Source organism: Aneurinibacillus tyrosinisolvens (assembly GCF_001015055.1).
GTDB classification, from domain to species: Bacteria; Bacillota; Bacilli; order Aneurinibacillales; family Aneurinibacillaceae; genus Aneurinibacillus_A; species Aneurinibacillus_A tyrosinisolvens.
Genome location: NZ_BBWZ01000001.1, coordinates 280432 through 299073 on the forward strand (window position 1 = coordinate 280432; position 18642 = coordinate 299073).

The window sequence follows — 18642 nt, forward strand, 5'->3', positions numbered from 1 at the left end:
AATCAAAATATAGATAGGGAAGGAATAGACGTGTTTCCAATCAAGCGGTTGATAAATCCCCAGCACTTCCAGCAGGACTTCAACTCCGAAAGCGAAAAATAGGGAAACACATACAGAAGCAACAAAAAAACTCTTTAGCGCCCGGGTAGTATTGGTAAGCCAGCGTATAGACCACGGGAAATCCGACGAGATTGGCAGGAAGCAAAGGAGTCGCCACGGGAAACAGGGCATAAGGATAGCTCCATAACACAAAACTTGTTCCGATTACATCCAGAACATTTGCGATAATCGTAGCAAAGGAACCAAATAATAAGATCTCAACCAGCCTATTTTTATCCAGGAATCTCCACCAAACAATCCAAAATGTTATGATTGTTAGTAGTATAAGCCACCAGTTAAAGGTAAATAAATTGTATTTTATCCAGTATGCAAGTTCCATTTCCCTAAGTTTAATACGTTCCCTGACAATTTGCTCCCACTGTGAAAATACGTATCCCATGGGGCAGCACTCCTTTATTGTTCAACTACTTATAAATGAAGCCGGATAAATATTTTTTAAAGAACGGGTATTTTTGGCTATGTACATCGTTATCTTCTCCAGCATGGGCTGCTAAAATTCATCCCAGCAATTCAGCCGTTTCTTCAATGTAAATAAAGGACATTCCTCGTTTCGGCTAGAAGTTATAGCAAACCAAAGACTGAATCGGAGGCAGGCGCGGAACATATGGAAAACAACGAACGAGTTACGATAAGAAGCTTAACGGCAGACGATGCAGAACAATACCTTGCTTTACGGCTGGAAGGCTTAAAGAAAAATCCAGAGGCGTTCGCAACTACATATGAAGAAACAATAGGACAAGAAGATTTACTGGAAGAAATGAAGAGGCGCTTAATCTGCACGGATAACGCATTCAGCATGGGCGCGTTCGCCGGGGACAGATTAGTTAGCATTGTTACGCTGCTTCGGGAGCAGATGATTAAATTACGGCACAAAGCAGTACTCGTAGCGATGTATACCGCCTCTAGCGAAAGGGGCAAGGGAAGGGCAAAAGCACTGTTGAAAAAAGTAATAGATGAGGCGAGAAAACAGGAAGGGCTGGAGCAGCTTAACTTAACTGTTGTAAAGCGGAATGAGGCGGCCCGAAATCTCTATCTTTCCCTTGGCTTTGAAGTGTTTGGCATAGAGAAAAACTCAATGAAATACGATGGAGCGTACTGGGATGAGGAGCTTATGGTGCTGTTTTTGTAAAGAAAACGGCACTTCTGTACTTCACAGAAGCTCCGTTTCCTTTATTGCAACAACCTGTTCCAGGCCGCAGTCCGGACAAACAAGCACATGCATGCATTGATGGTTCGCGAGGTCCGGAAATCCGTTCGTCGTTTTTAACTCATCCCACTGGCGGTACGGGCTGTACGGATCGTAAAAGGATTCGATTTTTCCTACGTCGTCCAGAAGACGCTGGCAATTGGAACATAGATTTTCGATACGGTGTAACCCGTTGCATACAGGACACATAGACACAACGCTCCGCCTCCCGGTTAGCCTCGCCTGTTAAGGAGGCCTGAGTATAATGCATAGCTGGCCAGAACAATGAAAGAGAGAACGGCGGCGAGCAGACCGGTAATCAAGTGATCACTGCCGAAGAAAATGAGCAGCGGGATACCGAATGTTATTACCACAAGAAAAATGTTATACATAAATGAAATGGTACTGCGCGTCATCTCGATTACTCACTTCCTTTTTTTATAAGGTCTGCTTTTGAAACGGAATTTATACACAGAAAAACCTGCCATCCGGCAGGTTTTGTCTTTATCACATTTTTAAGCTGGAACTGTGGGCAGGCTGTACTTTTGCGTTCGGATCCATGTAGGACTTCGCATTGTTTACCGCAGTTGGCGCCTCTCCGAACCCAACGGCAATCAACTTAATTTTGCCCGGGTATGTAGCGATGTCGCCCGCTGCATAAATCCCTTCCACACTTGTCTCCATTTTTGAGTTAACGACAATCGAACCCTTCTCAAGCTCAAGTCCCCAATCTTTAATCGGGCCAAGGGAGGAGATAAAGCCGAAATTCACGATTACAGCGTCCACTTCCTCTGTGACGAGTTCTTCTGTTTTGCTGTTACGAATCGTTACTTTTTCAATTCTGCCGTCGCCTTCAAGGGAGTGAGGTTCATAAGGAGTCAGAACATTTACTTTAGAGTTCATCAGGTTTTCCACGCTGTGTTCATGGGCGCGGAATTTATCTCTACGGTGGACAATCGTCACTTTTTCCGCAATCGGCTCAAGCATTAAAGCCCAGTCAACCGCGGAGTCCCCGCCGCCGAATACAACAACTTTTTGTCCGGCAAACTTATTTAAGTCATCGACGAAATAATGAAGGTTTGCTTTTTCATATTTTGTGGCTTCTTCCAGTTCGAGCCTGCGCGGCTCAAACGCGCCGACTCCCGCTGTGATAATGACCGAACGGGAGAAATGGACACCCTTGTCCGTTGTAATTGCGAAAATGTCTTCTTTTTTCTCTACATTTTCTACTTTTTCTTCAAGGCATATAGATGTATCAAAGTGAGAGACCTGCTCCTTCAGGCGGTCCACCAGCTCCTGGGCGCGCACCTTGGGAAAACCCGCCACATCATAAATATATTTCTCAGGATAGAGGGCGGATAGCTGCCCGCCCAGCTGGGGCATACTTTCAATAATTTTGCAGCTTGACTGGCGCATTCCCGCATAAAAAGCAGTAAACAGTCCTGTCGGACCCCCGCCAATAATAGTTATTTCATAAACTTTCTCATCCCTATTTTGACCCATAATTCTGACACCTCCGAAAATTTGAAGCGCTATATTCCTTTTTCATTATATCTGCCTGTATGGGCAATGAAAAGCGGAATTAACAAAAACGAACGATTGCCGGCTAAACAAGTAAAAAGTTCGGATTAAAATAAAAGGTACAAATTCCCGTTCTTTGTGCATATTTTCACTTGCAAAAAGATAAAAACCGATTTATGATAAAAATGTGAACAAATGATTAAGTGTGGGTAAAAAATAAAAGAATTCAAACCTTTCTGCAGGGCAACATAGTGAAAAAAGGTACAAATGTCTGACCCGCTTATAAATTTTAAGAAAACGGAAGTGAGAAAATGAGTACACCAAAAATTTTAATCCTCGGTGCGGGATATGGTGGATTGGTAACGGCGGTTCGCTTACAAAAGCACATGAACTACAATGAAGTCGATGTTACACTTGTTAACAAGCATGATTACCATTACTTCACAACATGGCTTCATGAGCCTGCGGCAGGGACGCTTGATCCGGACAAATGCCGGGTAAGCATTGAGTCACTGCTGGATACGAATAAAGTTAAATTCATTAAGGGAACTGTAAAAGAAATTAAGCGTGAAGAGAAGAAAGCCATCCTCGAAAACGGTGAAGAGCTATCCTATGACTATGTTGTGATTGCGCTTGGAAGCGAACCTGAAACCTTCGGCATTCAGGGATTGAAGGAGTATGCTTTCAGCATTCGCAGCATTAACAGCGTTCGTCAGATTCGCGAGCATATTGAGTACAATTTTGCGAAATACAAAATGGAGAAGCGCCCCGAATTGCTGACGTTCATTGTTGGTGGAGCAGGCTTTACAGGAATCGAATTTGTAGGTGAGCTTACTGACCGCATTCCGGAACTATGTGAAGAGTTTGATGTAGATCCGTCCGTTGTGAAAATCTACAACATTGAAGCGGCTCCAACTGTGCTTCCTGGCTTTGACCCTGAGCTTGTTAATTATGCGATGGAAGTCCTATCACGTAAAGGTGTTACTTTCAAAATTAGCACGCCTATCAAAGAATGCACCCCGGATGGTGTTGTTCTGGCTGATGGTGAAGAGATTAAATCCAATACCGTTGTGTGGACAGGTGGCGTGCGCGGAAACGCCATTATTGAAAATGCGGGTTTTGAAACAATGCGCGGCCGCGTAAAAGTAGACGAATATCTGCATGCTCCTAACCATGACGATACATTCATTGTAGGAGACAGTGCCCTTATCATTAACGAGGAAACGAACCGTCCGTATCCTCCAACTGCCCAGATTGCCATCCAACAGGGTGAAAATCTTGCTCAAAATCTTCTTGCAGCTATCCGTGGCGGCCAGATGAAACCATTTGTTCCTAGCTTGAAAGGAACCGTAGCTTCTCTTGGCAAAGGGGAAGCAATCGGGCTTGTCGGCGACAAAAAGATTTACGGCAGTACAGCAGCCCTTATGAAAAAAGTGATTGATAACCGTTCATTGTACATGCTTGGCGGATTGTCTCTCATGCTGAAAAAAGCAAAACTGTAAGGAAATTCTGCCATGAGACACGCAAGTGTACAGGTGAGGGCCCTTCTAACAGCCGATGAGCGTACTCGCTACGAGAAGCTGTTTGAAGTCGGTAAATTTCTTGAGTCACAGAACAGGCACGACTTAGCTTATACAATCCAGCGTGAGCTGGAAACGCTCATCGAGCCTGCCATTGAACGATTGCAGGAAAAAGGCAGGCAGCGGGGAGAGCGGGATTATCTGGATCCGATTGTATCCCGTGCCCGCAATGACGAAGAACAACTGTGAGTTTATATCGTTTAACAGAAGGCAGTGCACAAATAGCCGGTACGTAAAGCGTATCCTGTTTTGTGCACTGCCTTTTTCCTCTTTCAAATTTATCTTACATCATTTATAATATTTTGAAAATATAGATATGTTAAATTATTATACCTGGAGGGATTTATGATGAACAAAACAGGCGAAAAAAAATGTGAATACTGCCAGGGAGCCGGGTATTTTCAGCTTGTTACAGGCGGAACGGAAACGTGTCCCCGCTGCGAGGGTGCAGGTGAAAGTAAAGGTTCTTTACCTATTGTCGCTGTGTCTAAGCCGTCAGAAGGAGTCAAAGAGTTCGATCATTGTTCAATGTTCTGAGATTGACCGGTTTTTGCTCATAAAGTAAACTGAGAGAGGGAAAATCTTGGAGGTGGGTTGTTTGCCGGGTCCTATCAATATTGCGCAGTTTATTATCGGAATTCCTCTCTTCGTTGTTTTGTTATTTGGAATCGGGTTTATTTTGAATATGCTCATTAAAACAACATGGATGCCTACGTTTCTTTACCTCAGCATTGCTGTAGGAGCGCTTATATACCTTTTCATGCACCAGCGTGTGCCTCACACTGCAGACTACGTAATGCTCACTTCCGGCCTGCTTGGCGCGATTGCCAGCGGGTGGACAATTAAACTCCTTCGCACGAAGGGGTACCGGATGTTTTAAACAGCCAATGAATGTAAGAAGGAGAGCCCTCAGAACTAAGGGCTCTCCTTTATTTTATTCAGCATCGAAATGGTGTCGGAAAGCTGGTTATTAAATTTATGAAGGGCCTATTCTTTTCTATCTAATCTCTTTCTCCATGTATAAGAGAAGTGAGCGAGGGAGATTATGAGTACAAGAGGAGGCTAATCTATTCATGAATGCAATTGTCAAAAATGCTCGCTCATCACTCACATACTTAATTATTGCTATTGTTTTCACTATCCTTGGTATGTATATCGTTCTAGAAAAAGAGGAACCGATTGACCATCAGGTGCTTATTAAACCGGGAAAAAGCCAGGCAGGAACCGTTGCACAGCTGCCGGCAAAAGGACGTTTTCCTTTTCTCTCCAAGAATGTGACTGTAGAAGCGCTTGCAAGCCTTGACAGCTATCCTAAGGTGAATGTAGTAGCAACAGGTTATTACGCCGGCCCTGAATCAACAGGAAAAAACAGCAGACATCCGGCTTATGGAATTACATATTCGGGCGTCAAAGTGAAAAGGGATACCTTTTCTACGATAGCGGCTGATTTGGACATTTTTCCGCTCGGCACGATTTTATTTATTCCGGGGTACGGATACGGGGTTGTGGCTGATATTGGATCCGCCATAAAAGGACACAAAATCGACCTTTATTTTGATAAGAAGCAGGATGTTTACAAAGAGTGGGGCAAAAAACAACTGGAAGTCTATATAATCGAAAAAGGGCCAGGAAAAGTAAGCGAATCTGTTTTCCGGGAACTGAACAGCCTGAAAAATGAAAAAGTGGGAAGGCAATAATATAGCATAGAAAGGGACAGGCGGCGGCCTGTCCCTTTTATATTGAAAGTAGCGGGGAATAAAGAGCGATTCCCCATTTCTCTATTATTTTATCAGATAATATATAAGGGTCGACTGGATAATGCCGAGCCAGCCGCCGATAAGAACCTCACTCGGTTGATGGCCAAGCAGCTCTTTCAACTTCTCTGCACGCTCTCTTCTCGGTTTAATACGCATCGTTTTCAGTTCGTCGATTAATTGGTTAAAGTCTTCCACGAGCAGATTAAGCACGGCAGCGTGTGTTCCGGCATGCCGTCTAACGCCTGCAGCATCAAACATAACGATAATAGCAAAAATAGCGGAGATTGCGAAAAGCGTAGATCTAAGCCCTTCAACAAATCCTACCGCGGTTGCCAGTGCCGTGACCGCTGCAGAATGAGAACTGGGCATACCGCCGGTGCTGAAAATAAGGCTCCAGTTCCATTTACGAACCGCAAAGTATGTAATGGGAACCTTTACAACCTGGGCAACCCCTATCGCAAGCAGAGCAGACCAGAGCGGGAAATTAGAAAACAACGAAGGCATCGATTTCTTCCTTTCTTGATGAGTCTTCTTCTATTGTACCATATAGAAGGTCCTTACCTTTTCTTTTACCCCTTTTATTGATAAAATTTTCTTTGGAGGTGGTATGAAATGAAAATTGAAGTCGTAACGGAAGGATTGCATACGTTACAAGCGGATTGTCTTATTATTGGCATTTTAAAAGATTCGAACACACTGCCTGTTGTACTTTCGGAAGTGGACCAGGCGATGGGCGGAACGCTGGCATCTCTATTCGCAGCAGGAGAAATCAGTGGAAAGAAAAAAGAAACACAAATCATACATACAATGGGGAAGATTGCAGCCCGGCGAATCATGTTTGCAGGCCTTGGCGACAAGGATGAATTGTCTTTTGAAGGACTTCGTGAAGCAGGCGCACGGGCAGTAAAAGAAGCGCTGAAGGCGAACCTTACCAGCCTTGCGTTTTTCTTTGGAGAAGCAGCAGGAACCCTTGCTTCCGGAGAAGTGGCGCATGCGATTGTTGAAGGCGCCCTGCTTGCCAATTACCGCTTCCCGGGATATCACAAGGAAACGGAAGATAAGCCTGCGCTTCAATCTGTTACTGTTGTTAGTTCCAATGAAACAGAGGAAGAAGCAAAGGAAGGTGTCCGGATTGGCGAGGTTTATGCAAATGGTACTAACCTGGCCCGTGACCTTGTGAACATGCCGGGGAATTACCTGACACCGACCGTGCTGGCGGAGAAAGCAAAAGAAGTGGCGGAGCGCCACGGCATGGAAGTCGAAATCCTTGAGCAGAAAGATATGGAGAACTACGGAATGGGCGGCTTGCTTGGTGTAAATCAAGCTCGGTAGAAGCGCCAAAAATGGTTGCCATTAAGTATCAGGGAACGGACAAATGGGAAGATGTTCTCGGCTTCGTCGGAAAGGGAATTACGTTTGATTCCGGCGGTATTTCACTGAAGCCGGGTCAAGGCATGGATGAAATGAAGGGGGATATGGCGGGGCCGCCGCGGTCATCGGTGCGCTGGAAATTATCGGTACGTTAAGGCTGGCTGTTAATATTGCCGCCGTCATTCCAACTACAGATAACATGCCGAGCGGTTCTGCGCTGAAGCCGGGTGACGTCATTACGACGATGAGCGGCAAAACGATCGAAATTTTGAATACCGATGCGGAAGGCCGCCTCGTTCTTGCGGACGGCATGACGTATGCAAAGAAAATAGGAGCCAACTACCTGGTAGACCTGGCAACATTGACAGGCGCCGCTTTAGTTGCGCTCGGAACGTGGACGACCGCTGCAGTAACGAACAACGAAGAGTTTATGGAAGACGTGATGCTGGCGGCAGGGGAAGCAGGAGAACTGTTATGGAGGCTGCCGAGCTATGCACCATATAAGCACCAGATTAAAAGCGAGATTGCGGACCTGAAAAACACCGGGGGCCGCAATGCAGGAACGATTACGGCCGGGCTGTTCGTTGGTGAGTTTGCCGAGGATACACCATGGGTACACCTCGACATTGCCGGTACTTCGTGGGCGGATAAGGCGGATGATTTCTCTCCGCACGGAGGTACGGGAGCCATGGTTCGCACGCTGGCCGCACTTGCGGCGAACCGCGAGGGAAAGTAGTCTGCTTTATGGATTGAAAAATACGTTTGATAACAAAAGGGCTTGGATTTTGAAATCCGAGCTCTTTTTGTAGCTCATATCTAAACACTTACTAGCATTTTTGTGATATGATTAAAGTTACTTGTTAAAAATAAGGAGAGGGAATGATATGCAAACAACGCTGGTGCCATCTGTTTCGCCAAGACGCAAATGGTTCGGTATTTTACTTTTTTTAAGCGTAGCTATAATCGGGTTATTCTGGGCAAAATGGCAGCCCTATTTTCATAAAGTCTTTACGGCGGCGGAGAAGCATTCGATTGGAAAGTCGATTTTAACGGGCTCTTCATCAACATCCCTGCACCTTCATGGGATGCGGCTTTAAACTACTCTATGACTTACTTCTTGGCGGTGTGGAAAGCGCTGCTCGTAGCCGCTGTTCTTGCCTCACTCATACAGGTTCTCATTCCGCGTAATTGGATTGAACGGGTGCTGGGGAAGTCCGGATTCTTAAGCACCGTAAATGGAGGCCTGCTTTCTTTGCCGGGGATGATGTGCACGTGCTGCGCCGCACCGATCGTTGCGGGGCTGCGAAAGTGCTCAAGTTCGGTTGGGGCCGCTGCTGCCTTCTGGTTCGGGAATACGGCAATTAACCCGGCCGTTCTCATCTTTATGTTCTTTGTGCTGGGCTGGAAATTTACGCTGCTGCGGTTTGCTTTAGGCATGATTCTTGTTTTCGGCGTCAGTTACCTTGCCCAGCGCTTCTTCGCCAAAGGCGAAATGGTCGACTCATCTGTAGTTACTCCTGAACCGGCTGACCATGCAATGGAAGGGAAGAGTTTCCCCGTACGGTGGACGTATACGTTCGGCAAGCTGGTGCTTACGATTGCACCGTTATATATTGTGACCGTGCTCGTCCTTGGTGCAGCCCGTGCATGGTTATTTCCTTCCGTTGGCGTTGAAATGGCCAACAGCTTCTGGCTTATTATTGGACTGGCAATAGCAGGGACTTTGTTCGTGATTCCTACGGCGGCGGAAATTCCGATTGCGCAGGCTATTATTGCAATGGGGCTGGGAAACGGGCCGGCGGCGGCTTTAATGATCACGCTTCCTGTCATCAGCCTTCCGTCTATTTTAATCGTACGGAAAGCATTCCCGGCAAAGGTGCTTGTGTTTTTTGCAGGCAGCGTTATGATTCTTGGAATGATAGCCGGTTTCATCGGTATGCTGCTGTAAGAAACATAGTATATCAAGGTGTAAAGGCGAACGATATATGCGATAACAAAAATAAAGTTCGGGTTTTTTATGAATCCGGGCTTTATTTTTTTATATGTGTCGGTTATAATGACACCATTGATAAAAAATAAATGATTTGCTCGTATAATCGCGGGAATAGGGCCCGAAAGTCTCTACCAGATCACCGTAAATGATCTGACTACGAGTGAAAGCGATAGGTTTCCCGGTTTTTGTGTTGTATTTTTGATCTGCACAGGCAGATCTCAGCCAAATCCGGAAGACTGTTTTCACTCGTCCAACAACGGAGTGAAAACAATCTTCCGGATTTTTTTTATGATTAGAAGGGGGAACAACAATGGAATTGCTAAAGGAAAAAATACGCCGTGAAGGATATGTACTGGGTGATTCTGTACTGAAGGTTGACTCGTTTCTCAATCACCAAATCGACCCGGTGCTCATGATGGAAATTGGAGAAGAGTTTGCCCGCCGCTTTGCGGATGCAGGCATTACAAAAATCCTAACCATCGAGTCTTCCGGTATTGCGGCGGCTCTGACGGCCGGTCTGAAGCTAAACGTTCCCGTCGTATTCGCAAGAAAAAAGAAGTCCGCGATCATGAACGAAGAAGCCTATGTCACGGAAGTATATTCCTTTACAAAGCAGGAAACGAACCATGTAACCGTGCTGAAGAAGTTTATGCCGGCCGAAGAAACGGTCCTTATCATTGATGATTTTCTCGCCAATGGGGAAGCGGCGCTCGGCCTTGCCCGGATTGTGGAACAGGCGGGAAGCAGCGTTGCCGGAGTTGGCATTGTTATCGAAAAGGCGTTCCAGGAAGGCGGAAAGAAGCTTCTGGAAAAAGGCTATAACGTTGAATCACTGGCCCGCATTGCTTCATTTTCAAACGGCCAGGTGCATTTTGCAGAAGAACTAGTAAAGGCATAGGAGGAGAAGTCCAATGATGAAAAATAAACCCGGCAAAGTCGTTTCCCTTGGTTTGCAGCATGTTCTGGCAATGTACGCGGGAGCGGTGCTTGTTCCGCTCATTGTGGGAGGAATGCTGAAGCTTACACCTGCACAGCTTGGTTATTTAATCGCTGCTGATTTACTTACATGTGGAATTGCGACCCTCCTGCAGGTTTGGAAAAACCGCTTCTTCGGCATTGGGCTGCCGGTTGTCCTCGGCTGCTCCTTTACAGCGGTCTTTCCGATGATTACGATTGGACAGCAGTTTGGAATGTCGGCCATTTACGGTGCTGTCATTACTTCTGGCCTGTTTGTTGTTCTGATTTCCGGCTGGTTCGGCAAGCTGGCTCAGTTCTTTCCTCCGGTTGTAACCGGCTCGGTCGTTACCATTATCGGGATTACTCTTGTTCCCGTTGCAATGAATAACATTGCGGGAGGCCAGGGCAGCCCCGATTTCGGGAATTTAAGCAATCTAGCACTCGGCTTCGGCGTGCTTGCCTTGATCATTCTGCTTAACCGCTTCACAACCGGCTTCATTCAGGCGATTTCCGTGCTTCTAGGGCTTGTTGGCGGAACCGCAGCCGCGGCCCTCATGGGAAAAGTAAACTTTACCGCGGTAGCAGACGCATCCTGGTTTAACATGGTGACTCCCTTTTATTTTGGAATGCCGACTTTCCATGCAAGTGCAATCCTTACGATGATGATTGTGGCGATTGTAAGTCTTGTGGAATCAACGGGCGTATTTATGGCACTCGGACAAATATGCGGCCGGGAATTAACAAAAGAAGACTTAGCCAAAGGGTACCGTGCCGAAGGATTGGCAAGTATTCTCGGAGGAGTTTTTAACTCGTTTCCGTACACGACATTCTCGCAAAATGTCGGGCTTGTACAGTTATCCAAAATCAGAACACGTGATGTCATCGTTGCTGCAGGCCTGCTGCTCATTGGCCTTGGAATGGTGCCTAAATTCGCGGCGATCGCAACGATTATTCCAACGCCTGTTCTTGGGGGAGCCATGGTCGCTATGTTCGGTATGGTTATCGCTTCCGGTATTAAAATGCTGGGCCGGGTTGATTTCTCAAGCAACGAGAACCTGCTTATTATCGCCTGCTCGGTTGCCCTCGGCATGGGCGTTACAGTTGTTCCCGAGTTTTTCGCCAAGCTGCCTTCCATGCTTCGCATTGTGTTTGAAAACGGAATTGTTGCCGGCTCCTTAACAGCGATCGTACTTAACATTATTTTTAATTTTAAGCGGGTCCCTCATTCTGCGGTTTCTCAAAACGAAGCAGACAGGATCCAAAAAGTTTCTTAATTCTTGCTTGACACTTCTAAAATAGGTGACTATAATTGCATATAATATAGCAAACCATTACAATACTCAGACAAGGGTAACAATTGAAAGTATAGGAAATAACGTTGACGGGGACGCGTATTCAGCCTCTTCCCTTACAGAGAGTCCGGGATGGTGGAAGCCGGGCAGGAATGTTGAATATATCTCACCCCAGAGTTGCTTTTCTGAAAGAGAAATTCCAGTAAGAAAAGCCGTGTGCACGCGTTATGTGTGAAGGTTAAGTAAACCTGTAGAGGTTGTCTGCTGTGAGGCGGACAATAAATTTTGGGTGGTACCGCGAAGCTCTTTCGCCCCAGACTGACATAAATAAAGTCAGGGGATGAAAGGGCTTTCTTTATTTCTATATAGAGAGAAGCGCTAAGATGCGGGCAGGTATAAAGCGCCTGTTTGCATAGTATAAATTTTTTAACTATTTTTACAATGGAGAGATTAAATGAAGGAGGAAAAATCATGAGCACAGACACTGCGACGGTGAAGGGCCAGCATGCTTCTTTACCCCCCATCGAAATGGGCGGGATTATGACGGGAGCTGATATGCTGCTACGATGTCTTCTGTTGGAGGGTGTAGAATACGTTTTTGGTTATCCGGGCGGGGCGGTCCTTCCCATTTATGATTCACTTTACTCCAGCCATCTTAAGCATATTTTAACCCGCCATGAGCAGGGGGCGATCCATGCAGCTGACGGATTCGCACGTGCGACCGGAAAACCGGGTGTTGTCATTGCTACTTCAGGTCCGGGGGCTACGAATCTCGTTACAGGTATTGCTACTGCCCAAATGGATTCCGTTCCACTTGTTTGCATTACAGGCAATGTGGGGCAAAATTTAATCGGGACAGACGCTTTTCAGGAAGCGAATATTACAGGCATTACGCTTCCTATCACGAAACATAACTATTTTGTCCGGGATATTAAGGATTTGCCGGCTATCGTAAAAGAAGCGTTCCATATTGCAACAACCGGCCGTCCGGGTCCTGTTCTCATTGATATTCCGAAAGACGTAAATAACGCGAAGGCGCCATTTTACTATCCTGAAACGGTTAAGCTTCGCAGCTATAATCCGACGGTAAAGCCGAACGATTTACAAATCGATAGAATGGTCAAAGCTATTGCTGAGTCACGAAAGCCGCTCATTATTACAGGAGGCGGAACTGTAGCCGCTGGCGCGGAGAAAGAGTTGCTCGAATTTGCAGAAAAGGCGCAAATTCCTGTTATTCCAACCTTAATGGGTCTTGCCGGTTTCCCGGGAATCCATCCTTTATGCCCGGGCATGCCGGGTATGCATGGCTCGTACGCTTCCAACCAGGCGATTCTTAATACCGACCTTCTTATTAATATAGGGGCACGCTTCGATGATCGAATCACAATGGGACGCACGAAAGAGTTCGCGCCGAACGCCAAAATCATCCATATCGATATCGATCCGGCCGAAATTGGTAAAAACATTAATACGTATATTCCCATTGTAGGGGATGTAAAGAATGTTCTAACGGCGGCTCTCTCTAAAGTAAAGAAGGCTGATTCAGCGGAGTGGGTCGCGCAAATTCAGGAGTGGGGCGAGCAGCACCCGTATCGTTATAAAAGAAACGAAAACGGTCCATTAAAACCGCAGCGCGCCATTGAAATTATGTATGAAACAACCGAAGGCAACGCCATCGTAACAACGGATGTCGGCCAGCACCAGATGTGGGTGGCCCAGTATTTTAAGTTCAGCAAACAGCGCTCTTTCATCTCTTCAGGCGGGCTTGGAACGATGGGATTCGGATTCCCGGCCGCTGTCGGTGCCCAAATCGGAAATCCTGACAGCCTTGTTATCTCCATAAGCGGAGACGGCGGGTTCCAGATGAACCTGCAGGAGCTTGCCGTCGTTTCTGGAAACAATCTTCCGATCAAAATTGTTATCATTAACAACCACTGCCTGGGAATGGTTCGCCAGTGGCAGGAATTGTTCTACGATAATCGTTACAGCCATATTGACCTTAGCCAGAGTGTTGATTTTGTCAAACTTGCTGACGCATACGGAATCAAAGGCCTGCGTGCCTCTACGGAAGAAGAGGCGGAGAGAGTTTGGAAGGAAGCCTTAGAAACCAAAGGGCCTGTCGTAGTAGAATTCGTTGTTGAGCCGGAGGAGAATGTATATCCAATGGTAGCAGCGGGCACAACACTGGACCAAATGGTTCTGGGAGAGGAAGAGTAATATGGAACAAAAACATACAATATCGATTCTCGTATATGATCAGCCAGGCGTACTCACCCGTGTCGCTAACCTGATGGGGCAGCGCGGGTTCAATATTGACAGCATTACAGTGGGACAGTCGGAAGAAAAAGGAATCTCCCGCATGGTCATTGTAACGAGGGGCGATGAACCCACGCTTGAGCAGATGATTAAGCAATTCCATAAGTTAATTGATGTACTAAAAGTAACGCATCTCAGCAGTGGAAGCATGGTGTCGCGGGAGCTTGTACTTGTAAAGGTAGAAGCGAATTCGGCTACCCGGGCTGAAATCAACGGGATTATCGAACCGTTCCGCGCAACGATTGTCGACGTAAGTCCTTCATCTCTCGTCATTCAGGCGACAGGTGATTCAGATAAGATTGACGCACTGATTGAACTGCTTTCAACATACGGGATCAAAGAACTTTCCCGTACCGGAGCAACAGCAATCAGCCGCGGGGCTGCAGCAGTAAAAGTGTAGAGGTTATTGTAACAAAAAACAAACATACAATTGTGGGAGGAAAATTCAATGGTAACAATGTACTATGAAAAAGACGCAAATCAGGAACTATTACACGGCAAAACAATCGCAATCGTAGGCTACGGAAGCCAGGGGCATGCTCAGGCACAAAACCTTCGCGACAGCGGAATGAAAGTAGTTATCGGCCTGCGCAAAGGCCGTTCCTGGGAGCAGGCGGAAAACGATGGTTTTGAAGTGCTTACAGTAGATGAAGCAGCATCTCGTGCAGATGTTATCATGATTTTGCTTCCGGATGAAACGCAGGCCAAAGTGTACAAAGAGCAGATTGAACCCAACCTCAAAGAGGGTGCGGCTTTATTCTTCTCACACGGCTTTAATATTCACTTCCAGCAAATTGTCGCTCCTGAGGGAGTCGACGTAGTTATGGTCGCTCCAAAAAGCCCGGGCCACATGGTTCGCCGGGTATATACAGAAAACTTCGGAGTGCCGGGCCTGCTTGCCATTTATCAGGACGGTACAGGAAACGCGAAGGAAATCGGCCTTGCCTATGCCAGTGGAATCGGCTGTACGCGCGCGGGCGTCATTGAGACAACATTCCGTGAAGAAACGGAAACCGATTTGTTTGGTGAGCAGGCTGTACTTTGCGGCGGAACGTCCGAACTCGTAAAGGCAGGATTTGAAACGCTTGTGGAAGCAGGATATGCTCCGGAAATCGCTTATTTTGAATGTCTCCACGAATTGAAATTAATCGTTGACCTGATGTATGAAGGCGGCCTTGAGTACATGCGTTATTCCATCAGTGATACGGCAGAGTTCGGTGATTACAGCGTTGGTAAACGTATCGTGAAAGATGAAACAAAAGCAGAAATGAAAAAGGTATTAAGCGAAATCCAGGATGGAACGTTCGCAAAGAACTGGATTCTTGAGAATCAGTCTGGCCGTGCAGCTTTCGGTGCGCGCCGCCGCATGGAGAAAGAGCATCAGCTTGAAGTCGTTGGTAAGCAGCTTCGAGAAATGATGGCCTGGATAAAAAAATAATACGTAAAACACGAAGGGGACGGGATTATGCGTACAATAGAAATTTTTGATACCACGCTGCGGGATGGTGAACAATCCCCAGGGGTCAATTTGAGTTCCAGCGAGAAGCTGGAGATTGCTCTCCAACTGGAGCGCCTGGGAGTAAACCGGATTGAAGCGGGGTTTGCTGCCGCTTCGCCGGGCGATTTGCAGTCCATTCAGGAGATTGCTCGCCGGGTTAAAAATTCGACCATTGTAAGCTTGTCCCGTTCTGTGCAGAACGACATCGATAAAGCATGGGAGGCACTGCGCGGCGCACAGTCCGCCTGCCTCCATGTTTTCATTGCGACATCACCGATTCATCGGAAATACAAGCTGAATATGACGAAAGAACAGGTCATCGAACATGCAGTTGCAGCTGTAAAGTACGGAAAAAAGCACTTCGACATGGTAGAGTTCTCGTGCGAGGACGGTTCGCGGACAGAAATTCCGTATCTCATCGAAGTGGTGCAGGCGGTCGTGGACGCCGGAGCCCGGATTGTTAACATTCCGGATACCGTGGGCTATACAACGCCCGCAGAATACGGCAACATCTTCAGAGAGCTGACAAACAATGTCCATGGCATCGAAAATGTAAAGCTGAGCTGTCACTGTCACAACGACCTTGGCATGGCGGTAGCCAATACGCTTGCAGCGGTTGAAGCGGGTGCGACACAGGTGGAAGGAACGATTAACGGAATCGGTGAACGTGCAGGAAATGCGGCCATTGAAGAAGTCGCGCTCGCACTCGATACCCGCTCCGACTTCTATCAGGCGAAAACTATTCTGAAGCTGGAGGAAATCGCCCGTACGAGCAAGCTGGTAAGCCGGCTGACAGGAATGTTCGTGCCAGGGAACAAGGCGGTTGTCGGAGCGAATGCATTTGCGCATGAATCCGGCATTCATCAGGATGGTGTTCTGAAGGAAGCCACCACATATGAAATCATTCGCCCTGAACGTGTGGGCTTTAAGTCAAATAAACTCGTGCTCGGCAAGCTTTCCGGACGCCACGCGTTTAAAGATAAGCTGACAGAGCTGGGCTACCAGCTTGAGCAGGAAGAGCTAAATGAAGCGTTTACCCGCTTTAAGGATTTATGCGATAAGAAGAAAGATGTAAGTGACGAAGATATCGTCGCGCTTGTCGATTCCAAAATCACGAATATCCCGGAAATGTTTGAGCTTGAGAACGTGCAGCTGGCCTATGGAAACAATTCGGTGCCGACGGCAAGTGTCCGTGTACGGACAGCCGGTGGAGAGGTGCGCGAAGAGGCTGCCTGCGGCAATGGCTCGGTAGATTCTATTTACAAAGCGATTGACCGGGTGACGGATGAAGAAGTCATCCTTGATGATTATAAAATTGTTTCCGTTACGCATGGAAAAGATGCACTTGGAGAGGTTTATGTCCGCCTTACACAGGGCGAATATACGGTGCAGGGCCGGGGCGTCAGCACAGATGTTCTTGAGGCGAGTGCCAGAGCCTACCTGCGTGCAATAAACAAATTAATTGTCCGCCGCGGAGACGCTGTTGAAGTCACCGTTTAATGCAGGAGGGGAGAAAAAGAAGATGAGCCAAACATTGAAAATTACGGTGCTGCCAGGGGATGGAATCGGTCCTGAGGTGATGGAGCAGGCTGTTCGTGTGCTGCGAGTTATAGAAGAACTCGAAGATGTGAGTTTTTCCCTTGAGTATGGACGTATCGGCGGGACTGCCATCGATGAGGATGGAACGCCTCTTCCTGAGGATACACTCGAGAAAGCGCGCCGTTCGGATGCAGTATTGCTCGGATCCGTTGGCGGACCGAAATGGGATACGAATCCTGCTCACCTTCGTCCGGAAACAGGGCTGCTCGGAATTCGTAAAGAGCTTGGCCTGTATGCGAATCTTCGTCCGGCTTTCATGCTCGATTGTATGGTACCCGTTTCCGCTCTGAAGGAAGAGATCGTTAAGGGCGTAGATTTAATGGTTATCCGGGAGTTAACGGGCGGCCTTTACTTCGGGGAGAAGAAGCGCTATGAAGATGAGAACGGCGAGGTTGCTTCTGACGAAATGATTTACCACGAATACGAGATTGAGCGCATCGTGCGGCGGGCGTTCGAAGTAGCGCGCCTTCGCAGCAAAAAGCTCACGTCGGTTGATAAAGCAAACGTGCTTGAATCATCCCGCCTGTGGCGCAAAGTTGTCGAGCGAATTGCGCCGGAATACCCGGATGTGGAACTGCGCCACCAGCTTGTGGATTCCTGTGCAATGGAACTCATCCGCTGGCCGAAGCAGTTCGATACAGTTGTAACGGAAAACATGTTTGGGGACATCCTAAGCGATGAGGCATCAATGTTAACGGGATCAATCGGCATGCTTCCTTCTGCCTCGCTGGCGGACGGGAACTTCGGTTTATATGAACCGGTACACGGATCCGCCCCGGATATTGCAGGAATGGGAGTTGCCAATCCAACCGCCACAATCCTTTCCGTAGGAATGATGCTTAAGTATTCCTTCGGACTTGAGAGAGCGTCGGAAGCAATTGAGAAAGCGGTACACGAAGTGTTGAACTCCGGTGTCCGCACAAGGGATATCGCAGAAAATAAAGAGGAAGCCGTTGGTACGCAGGAAATGGCGGATCGAATTATTGAGGCGACCCGCCGGGCATACGTAAACGCATAGCATCAAATCGAAACACCCTCTCCTTAGCGGAAGAGGGTGTTTTTTTCACTCTTTCCGCCTGGAGATAAACTCACGAACGGGCGTTGTCCATTCAATTTCCGCGTAAGGATAGCTTTCTGTAATGATCTTTTCGATATCAAAGAAGTCATATTTGCTCAGCCCGTACAGCTGGCTGTTATGCCGCGGCCAAATCGAGATTTTCGTTACGGTAAACGAATCGTCTGTTGTGCCAAGGTATTTCTGCCCTTCAAATAATACGCCTTTGTATGTGATGAGGAAATTGCGACGGACATTCTGTGTATCATCCAGAAAAAATGTTTCCCTTCGCTCCACCGCTGTTTCCAGCTTGCGCTTCGGATTAAATATATATTGAAACCACCATACAATAAAAGCAACAATCGCAAGGAATAATAAGTATCGTACCATTCCGCTCC

General features: G+C 47.1%; 21 protein-coding genes, 1 pseudogene, 1 riboswitch and 1 other annotated feature. Of the genes and pseudogenes, 16 read left to right on the plus strand and 6 right to left on the minus strand.

Annotated features, from left to right (window positions below):
- Positions 1-79: 79 nt before the first annotated feature.
- Positions 80-499 carry a CBO0543 family protein gene (locus MBEAL2_RS01385; RefSeq protein WP_052947356.1) on the minus strand — a complete coding sequence of 140 codons (420 nt, stop codon included), beginning with the start codon at positions 497-499 and terminating at the stop codon, positions 80-82.
- Positions 500-724: 225 nt separating this feature from the next.
- Between MBEAL2_RS01385 and MBEAL2_RS01390 the strand changes: the two genes are divergently transcribed.
- Positions 725-1249: a GNAT family N-acetyltransferase gene (locus MBEAL2_RS01390; protein ID WP_047150514.1), complete on the plus strand. Its 525-nt coding sequence runs from the start codon at positions 725-727 to the stop codon at positions 1247-1249.
- A 21-nt stretch (positions 1250-1270) separates the two neighbouring features.
- Here MBEAL2_RS01390 and MBEAL2_RS01395 read toward each other — a convergent pair whose 3' ends face one another.
- From MBEAL2_RS01395 to MBEAL2_RS01405, 3 genes are all read right to left on the minus strand, one after another.
- The gene (locus MBEAL2_RS01395) at positions 1271-1522 is read right to left on the minus strand and encodes a hypothetical protein (protein WP_047150515.1); all 252 of its coding nucleotides are present in this window, start codon (positions 1520-1522) and stop codon (positions 1271-1273) included.
- Positions 1523-1539: 17 nt separating this feature from the next.
- Complete coding sequence (locus tag MBEAL2_RS01400; protein ID WP_047150516.1) at positions 1540-1722, minus strand: hypothetical protein; 183 nt, start codon at positions 1720-1722, stop codon at positions 1540-1542.
- Between the two features lie 91 nt (positions 1723-1813).
- On the minus strand, positions 1814-2809 hold the full coding sequence (locus MBEAL2_RS01405) for an NAD(P)/FAD-dependent oxidoreductase (protein ID WP_047150517.1): 996 nt from the start codon (positions 2807-2809) through the stop codon (positions 1814-1816).
- A gap of 329 nt (positions 2810-3138) precedes the next feature.
- Here MBEAL2_RS01405 and MBEAL2_RS01410 point away from each other — a divergent pair, with 329 nt between their 5' ends.
- From MBEAL2_RS01410 to MBEAL2_RS33815, 5 genes are all read left to right on the plus strand, one after another.
- Entirely contained in the window at positions 3139-4329 is a 1191-nt protein-coding gene (locus tag MBEAL2_RS01410; RefSeq protein ID WP_047150518.1) for an NAD(P)/FAD-dependent oxidoreductase, read from the plus strand.
- A 12-nt stretch (positions 4330-4341) separates the two neighbouring features.
- Positions 4342-4596: a hypothetical protein gene (locus tag MBEAL2_RS01415; RefSeq protein ID WP_047150519.1), complete on the plus strand. Its 255-nt coding sequence runs from the start codon at positions 4342-4344 to the stop codon at positions 4594-4596.
- Between the two features lie 156 nt (positions 4597-4752).
- Positions 4753-4944 (plus strand): YuiA family protein, encoded by a 192-nt coding sequence (locus MBEAL2_RS33890; protein ID WP_047150520.1) that lies wholly within the window; start codon positions 4753-4755, stop codon positions 4942-4944.
- A gap of 73 nt (positions 4945-5017) precedes the next feature.
- Entirely contained in the window at positions 5018-5287 is a 270-nt protein-coding gene (locus tag MBEAL2_RS01425) for a YuiB family protein (protein WP_047150663.1), read from the plus strand.
- A gap of 193 nt (positions 5288-5480) precedes the next feature.
- A complete protein-coding gene (locus tag MBEAL2_RS33815) occupies positions 5481-6104 on the plus strand; it encodes a 3D domain-containing protein (RefSeq protein ID WP_047150521.1) in 624 nt (207 codons plus the stop codon).
- 84 nt (positions 6105-6188) lie between these two features.
- On the opposite strand, the gene MBEAL2_RS01435 is transcribed toward MBEAL2_RS33815, so the two are convergent.
- A complete protein-coding gene (locus tag MBEAL2_RS01435; protein WP_047150522.1) occupies positions 6189-6668 on the minus strand; it encodes a divergent PAP2 family protein in 480 nt (159 codons plus the stop codon).
- A gap of 108 nt (positions 6669-6776) precedes the next feature.
- On the opposite strand from MBEAL2_RS01435, the pseudogene MBEAL2_RS01440 reads away from it, so the two are divergent.
- The 10 genes and pseudogenes from MBEAL2_RS01440 to leuB all read left to right on the plus strand — a co-directional run bounded on the left by MBEAL2_RS01440 (position 6777) and on the right by leuB (position 18208).
- A pseudogene (locus tag MBEAL2_RS01440) lies at positions 6777-8271 on the plus strand (leucyl aminopeptidase).
- Positions 8272-8419: 148 nt separating this feature from the next.
- On the plus strand, positions 8420-8632 hold the full coding sequence (locus tag MBEAL2_RS33895) for a hypothetical protein (RefSeq protein WP_369405451.1): 213 nt from the start codon (positions 8420-8422) through the stop codon (positions 8630-8632).
- 8 nt (positions 8633-8640) lie between these two features.
- Positions 8641-9483: a permease gene (locus MBEAL2_RS01445; RefSeq protein ID WP_369405452.1), complete on the plus strand. Its 843-nt coding sequence runs from the start codon at positions 8641-8643 to the stop codon at positions 9481-9483.
- A gap of 120 nt (positions 9484-9603) precedes the next feature.
- Positions 9604-9705: riboswitch (purine riboswitch) on the plus strand.
- 133 nt (positions 9706-9838) lie between these two features.
- Positions 9839-10426 carry a xanthine phosphoribosyltransferase gene (locus MBEAL2_RS01450; RefSeq protein WP_047150523.1) on the plus strand — a complete coding sequence of 196 codons (588 nt, stop codon included), beginning with the start codon at positions 9839-9841 and terminating at the stop codon, positions 10424-10426.
- A gap of 16 nt (positions 10427-10442) precedes the next feature.
- Positions 10443-11759 carry a nucleobase:cation symporter-2 family protein gene (locus MBEAL2_RS01455; protein WP_047150664.1) on the plus strand — a complete coding sequence of 439 codons (1317 nt, stop codon included), beginning with the start codon at positions 10443-10445 and terminating at the stop codon, positions 11757-11759.
- Between the two features lie 95 nt (positions 11760-11854).
- Positions 11855-12096 (plus strand) — a binding site (T-box leader).
- A gap of 152 nt (positions 12097-12248) precedes the next feature.
- The gene (ilvB, locus tag MBEAL2_RS01460) at positions 12249-13994 is read left to right on the plus strand and encodes a biosynthetic-type acetolactate synthase large subunit (protein WP_047150524.1); all 1746 of its coding nucleotides are present in this window, start codon (positions 12249-12251) and stop codon (positions 13992-13994) included.
- Between the two features lies 1 nt (position 13995).
- Complete coding sequence (gene ilvN / locus MBEAL2_RS01465) at positions 13996-14493, plus strand: acetolactate synthase small subunit (protein ID WP_047150525.1); 498 nt, start codon at positions 13996-13998, stop codon at positions 14491-14493.
- Between the two features lie 48 nt (positions 14494-14541).
- Positions 14542-15531, plus strand: a complete 990-nt coding sequence (ilvC, locus tag MBEAL2_RS01470; protein ID WP_047150526.1) for a ketol-acid reductoisomerase — start codon at positions 14542-14544, stop codon at positions 15529-15531.
- A 27-nt stretch (positions 15532-15558) separates the two neighbouring features.
- Positions 15559-17091, plus strand: coding sequence for a 2-isopropylmalate synthase (locus MBEAL2_RS01475; protein WP_047150527.1), 1533 nt, complete (start codon positions 15559-15561; stop codon positions 17089-17091).
- Positions 17092-17113: 22 nt separating this feature from the next.
- Entirely contained in the window at positions 17114-18208 is a 1095-nt protein-coding gene (gene leuB / locus MBEAL2_RS01480) for a 3-isopropylmalate dehydrogenase (protein WP_047150528.1), read from the plus strand.
- Between the two features lie 45 nt (positions 18209-18253).
- Here leuB and MBEAL2_RS01485 read toward each other — a convergent pair whose 3' ends face one another.
- Complete coding sequence (locus MBEAL2_RS01485; protein WP_047150529.1) at positions 18254-18634, minus strand: hypothetical protein; 381 nt, start codon at positions 18632-18634, stop codon at positions 18254-18256.
- Positions 18635-18642 lie beyond the last annotated feature (8 nt).

Excerpts from the sequence above, each read along its gene's own strand:
- MBEAL2_RS01385 (WP_052947356.1), bottom strand. The coding sequence starts at position 499 with ATGGGATACGTATTTTCACAGTGGGAGCAAATTGTCAGGGAACGTATT.
- MBEAL2_RS01390 (WP_047150514.1), top strand. The coding sequence starts at position 725 with ATGGAAAACAACGAACGAGTTACGATAAGAAGCTTAACGGCAGACGAT.
- MBEAL2_RS01400 (WP_047150516.1), bottom strand. The coding sequence starts at position 1,722 with ATGACGCGCAGTACCATTTCATTTATGTATAACATTTTTCTTGTGGTA.
- MBEAL2_RS01405 (WP_047150517.1), bottom strand. The coding sequence starts at position 2,809 with ATGGGTCAAAATAGGGATGAGAAAGTTTATGAAATAACTATTATTGGC.
- MBEAL2_RS01410 (WP_047150518.1), top strand. The coding sequence starts at position 3,139 with ATGAGTACACCAAAAATTTTAATCCTCGGTGCGGGATATGGTGGATTG.
- MBEAL2_RS01415 (WP_047150519.1), top strand. The coding sequence starts at position 4,342 with ATGAGACACGCAAGTGTACAGGTGAGGGCCCTTCTAACAGCCGATGAG.
- MBEAL2_RS33890 (WP_047150520.1), top strand. The coding sequence starts at position 4,753 with ATGATGAACAAAACAGGCGAAAAAAAATGTGAATACTGCCAGGGAGCC.
- MBEAL2_RS33815 (WP_047150521.1), top strand. The coding sequence starts at position 5,481 with ATGAATGCAATTGTCAAAAATGCTCGCTCATCACTCACATACTTAATT.
- MBEAL2_RS01435 (WP_047150522.1), bottom strand. The coding sequence starts at position 6,668 with ATGCCTTCGTTGTTTTCTAATTTCCCGCTCTGGTCTGCTCTGCTTGCG.
- MBEAL2_RS33895 (WP_369405451.1), top strand. The coding sequence starts at position 8,420 with ATGCAAACAACGCTGGTGCCATCTGTTTCGCCAAGACGCAAATGGTTC.
- MBEAL2_RS01445 (WP_369405452.1), top strand. The coding sequence starts at position 8,641 with ATGACTTACTTCTTGGCGGTGTGGAAAGCGCTGCTCGTAGCCGCTGTT.
- MBEAL2_RS01450 (WP_047150523.1), top strand. The coding sequence starts at position 9,839 with ATGGAATTGCTAAAGGAAAAAATACGCCGTGAAGGATATGTACTGGGT.
- MBEAL2_RS01455 (WP_047150664.1), top strand. The coding sequence starts at position 10,443 with ATGAAAAATAAACCCGGCAAAGTCGTTTCCCTTGGTTTGCAGCATGTT.
- ilvB (WP_047150524.1), top strand. The coding sequence starts at position 12,249 with ATGAGCACAGACACTGCGACGGTGAAGGGCCAGCATGCTTCTTTACCC.
- ilvN (WP_047150525.1), top strand. The coding sequence starts at position 13,996 with ATGGAACAAAAACATACAATATCGATTCTCGTATATGATCAGCCAGGC.
- ilvC (WP_047150526.1), top strand. The coding sequence starts at position 14,542 with ATGGTAACAATGTACTATGAAAAAGACGCAAATCAGGAACTATTACAC.
- MBEAL2_RS01475 (WP_047150527.1), top strand. The coding sequence starts at position 15,559 with ATGCGTACAATAGAAATTTTTGATACCACGCTGCGGGATGGTGAACAA.
- leuB (WP_047150528.1), top strand. The coding sequence starts at position 17,114 with ATGAGCCAAACATTGAAAATTACGGTGCTGCCAGGGGATGGAATCGGT.
- MBEAL2_RS01485 (WP_047150529.1), bottom strand. The coding sequence starts at position 18,634 with ATGGTACGATACTTATTATTCCTTGCGATTGTTGCTTTTATTGTATGG.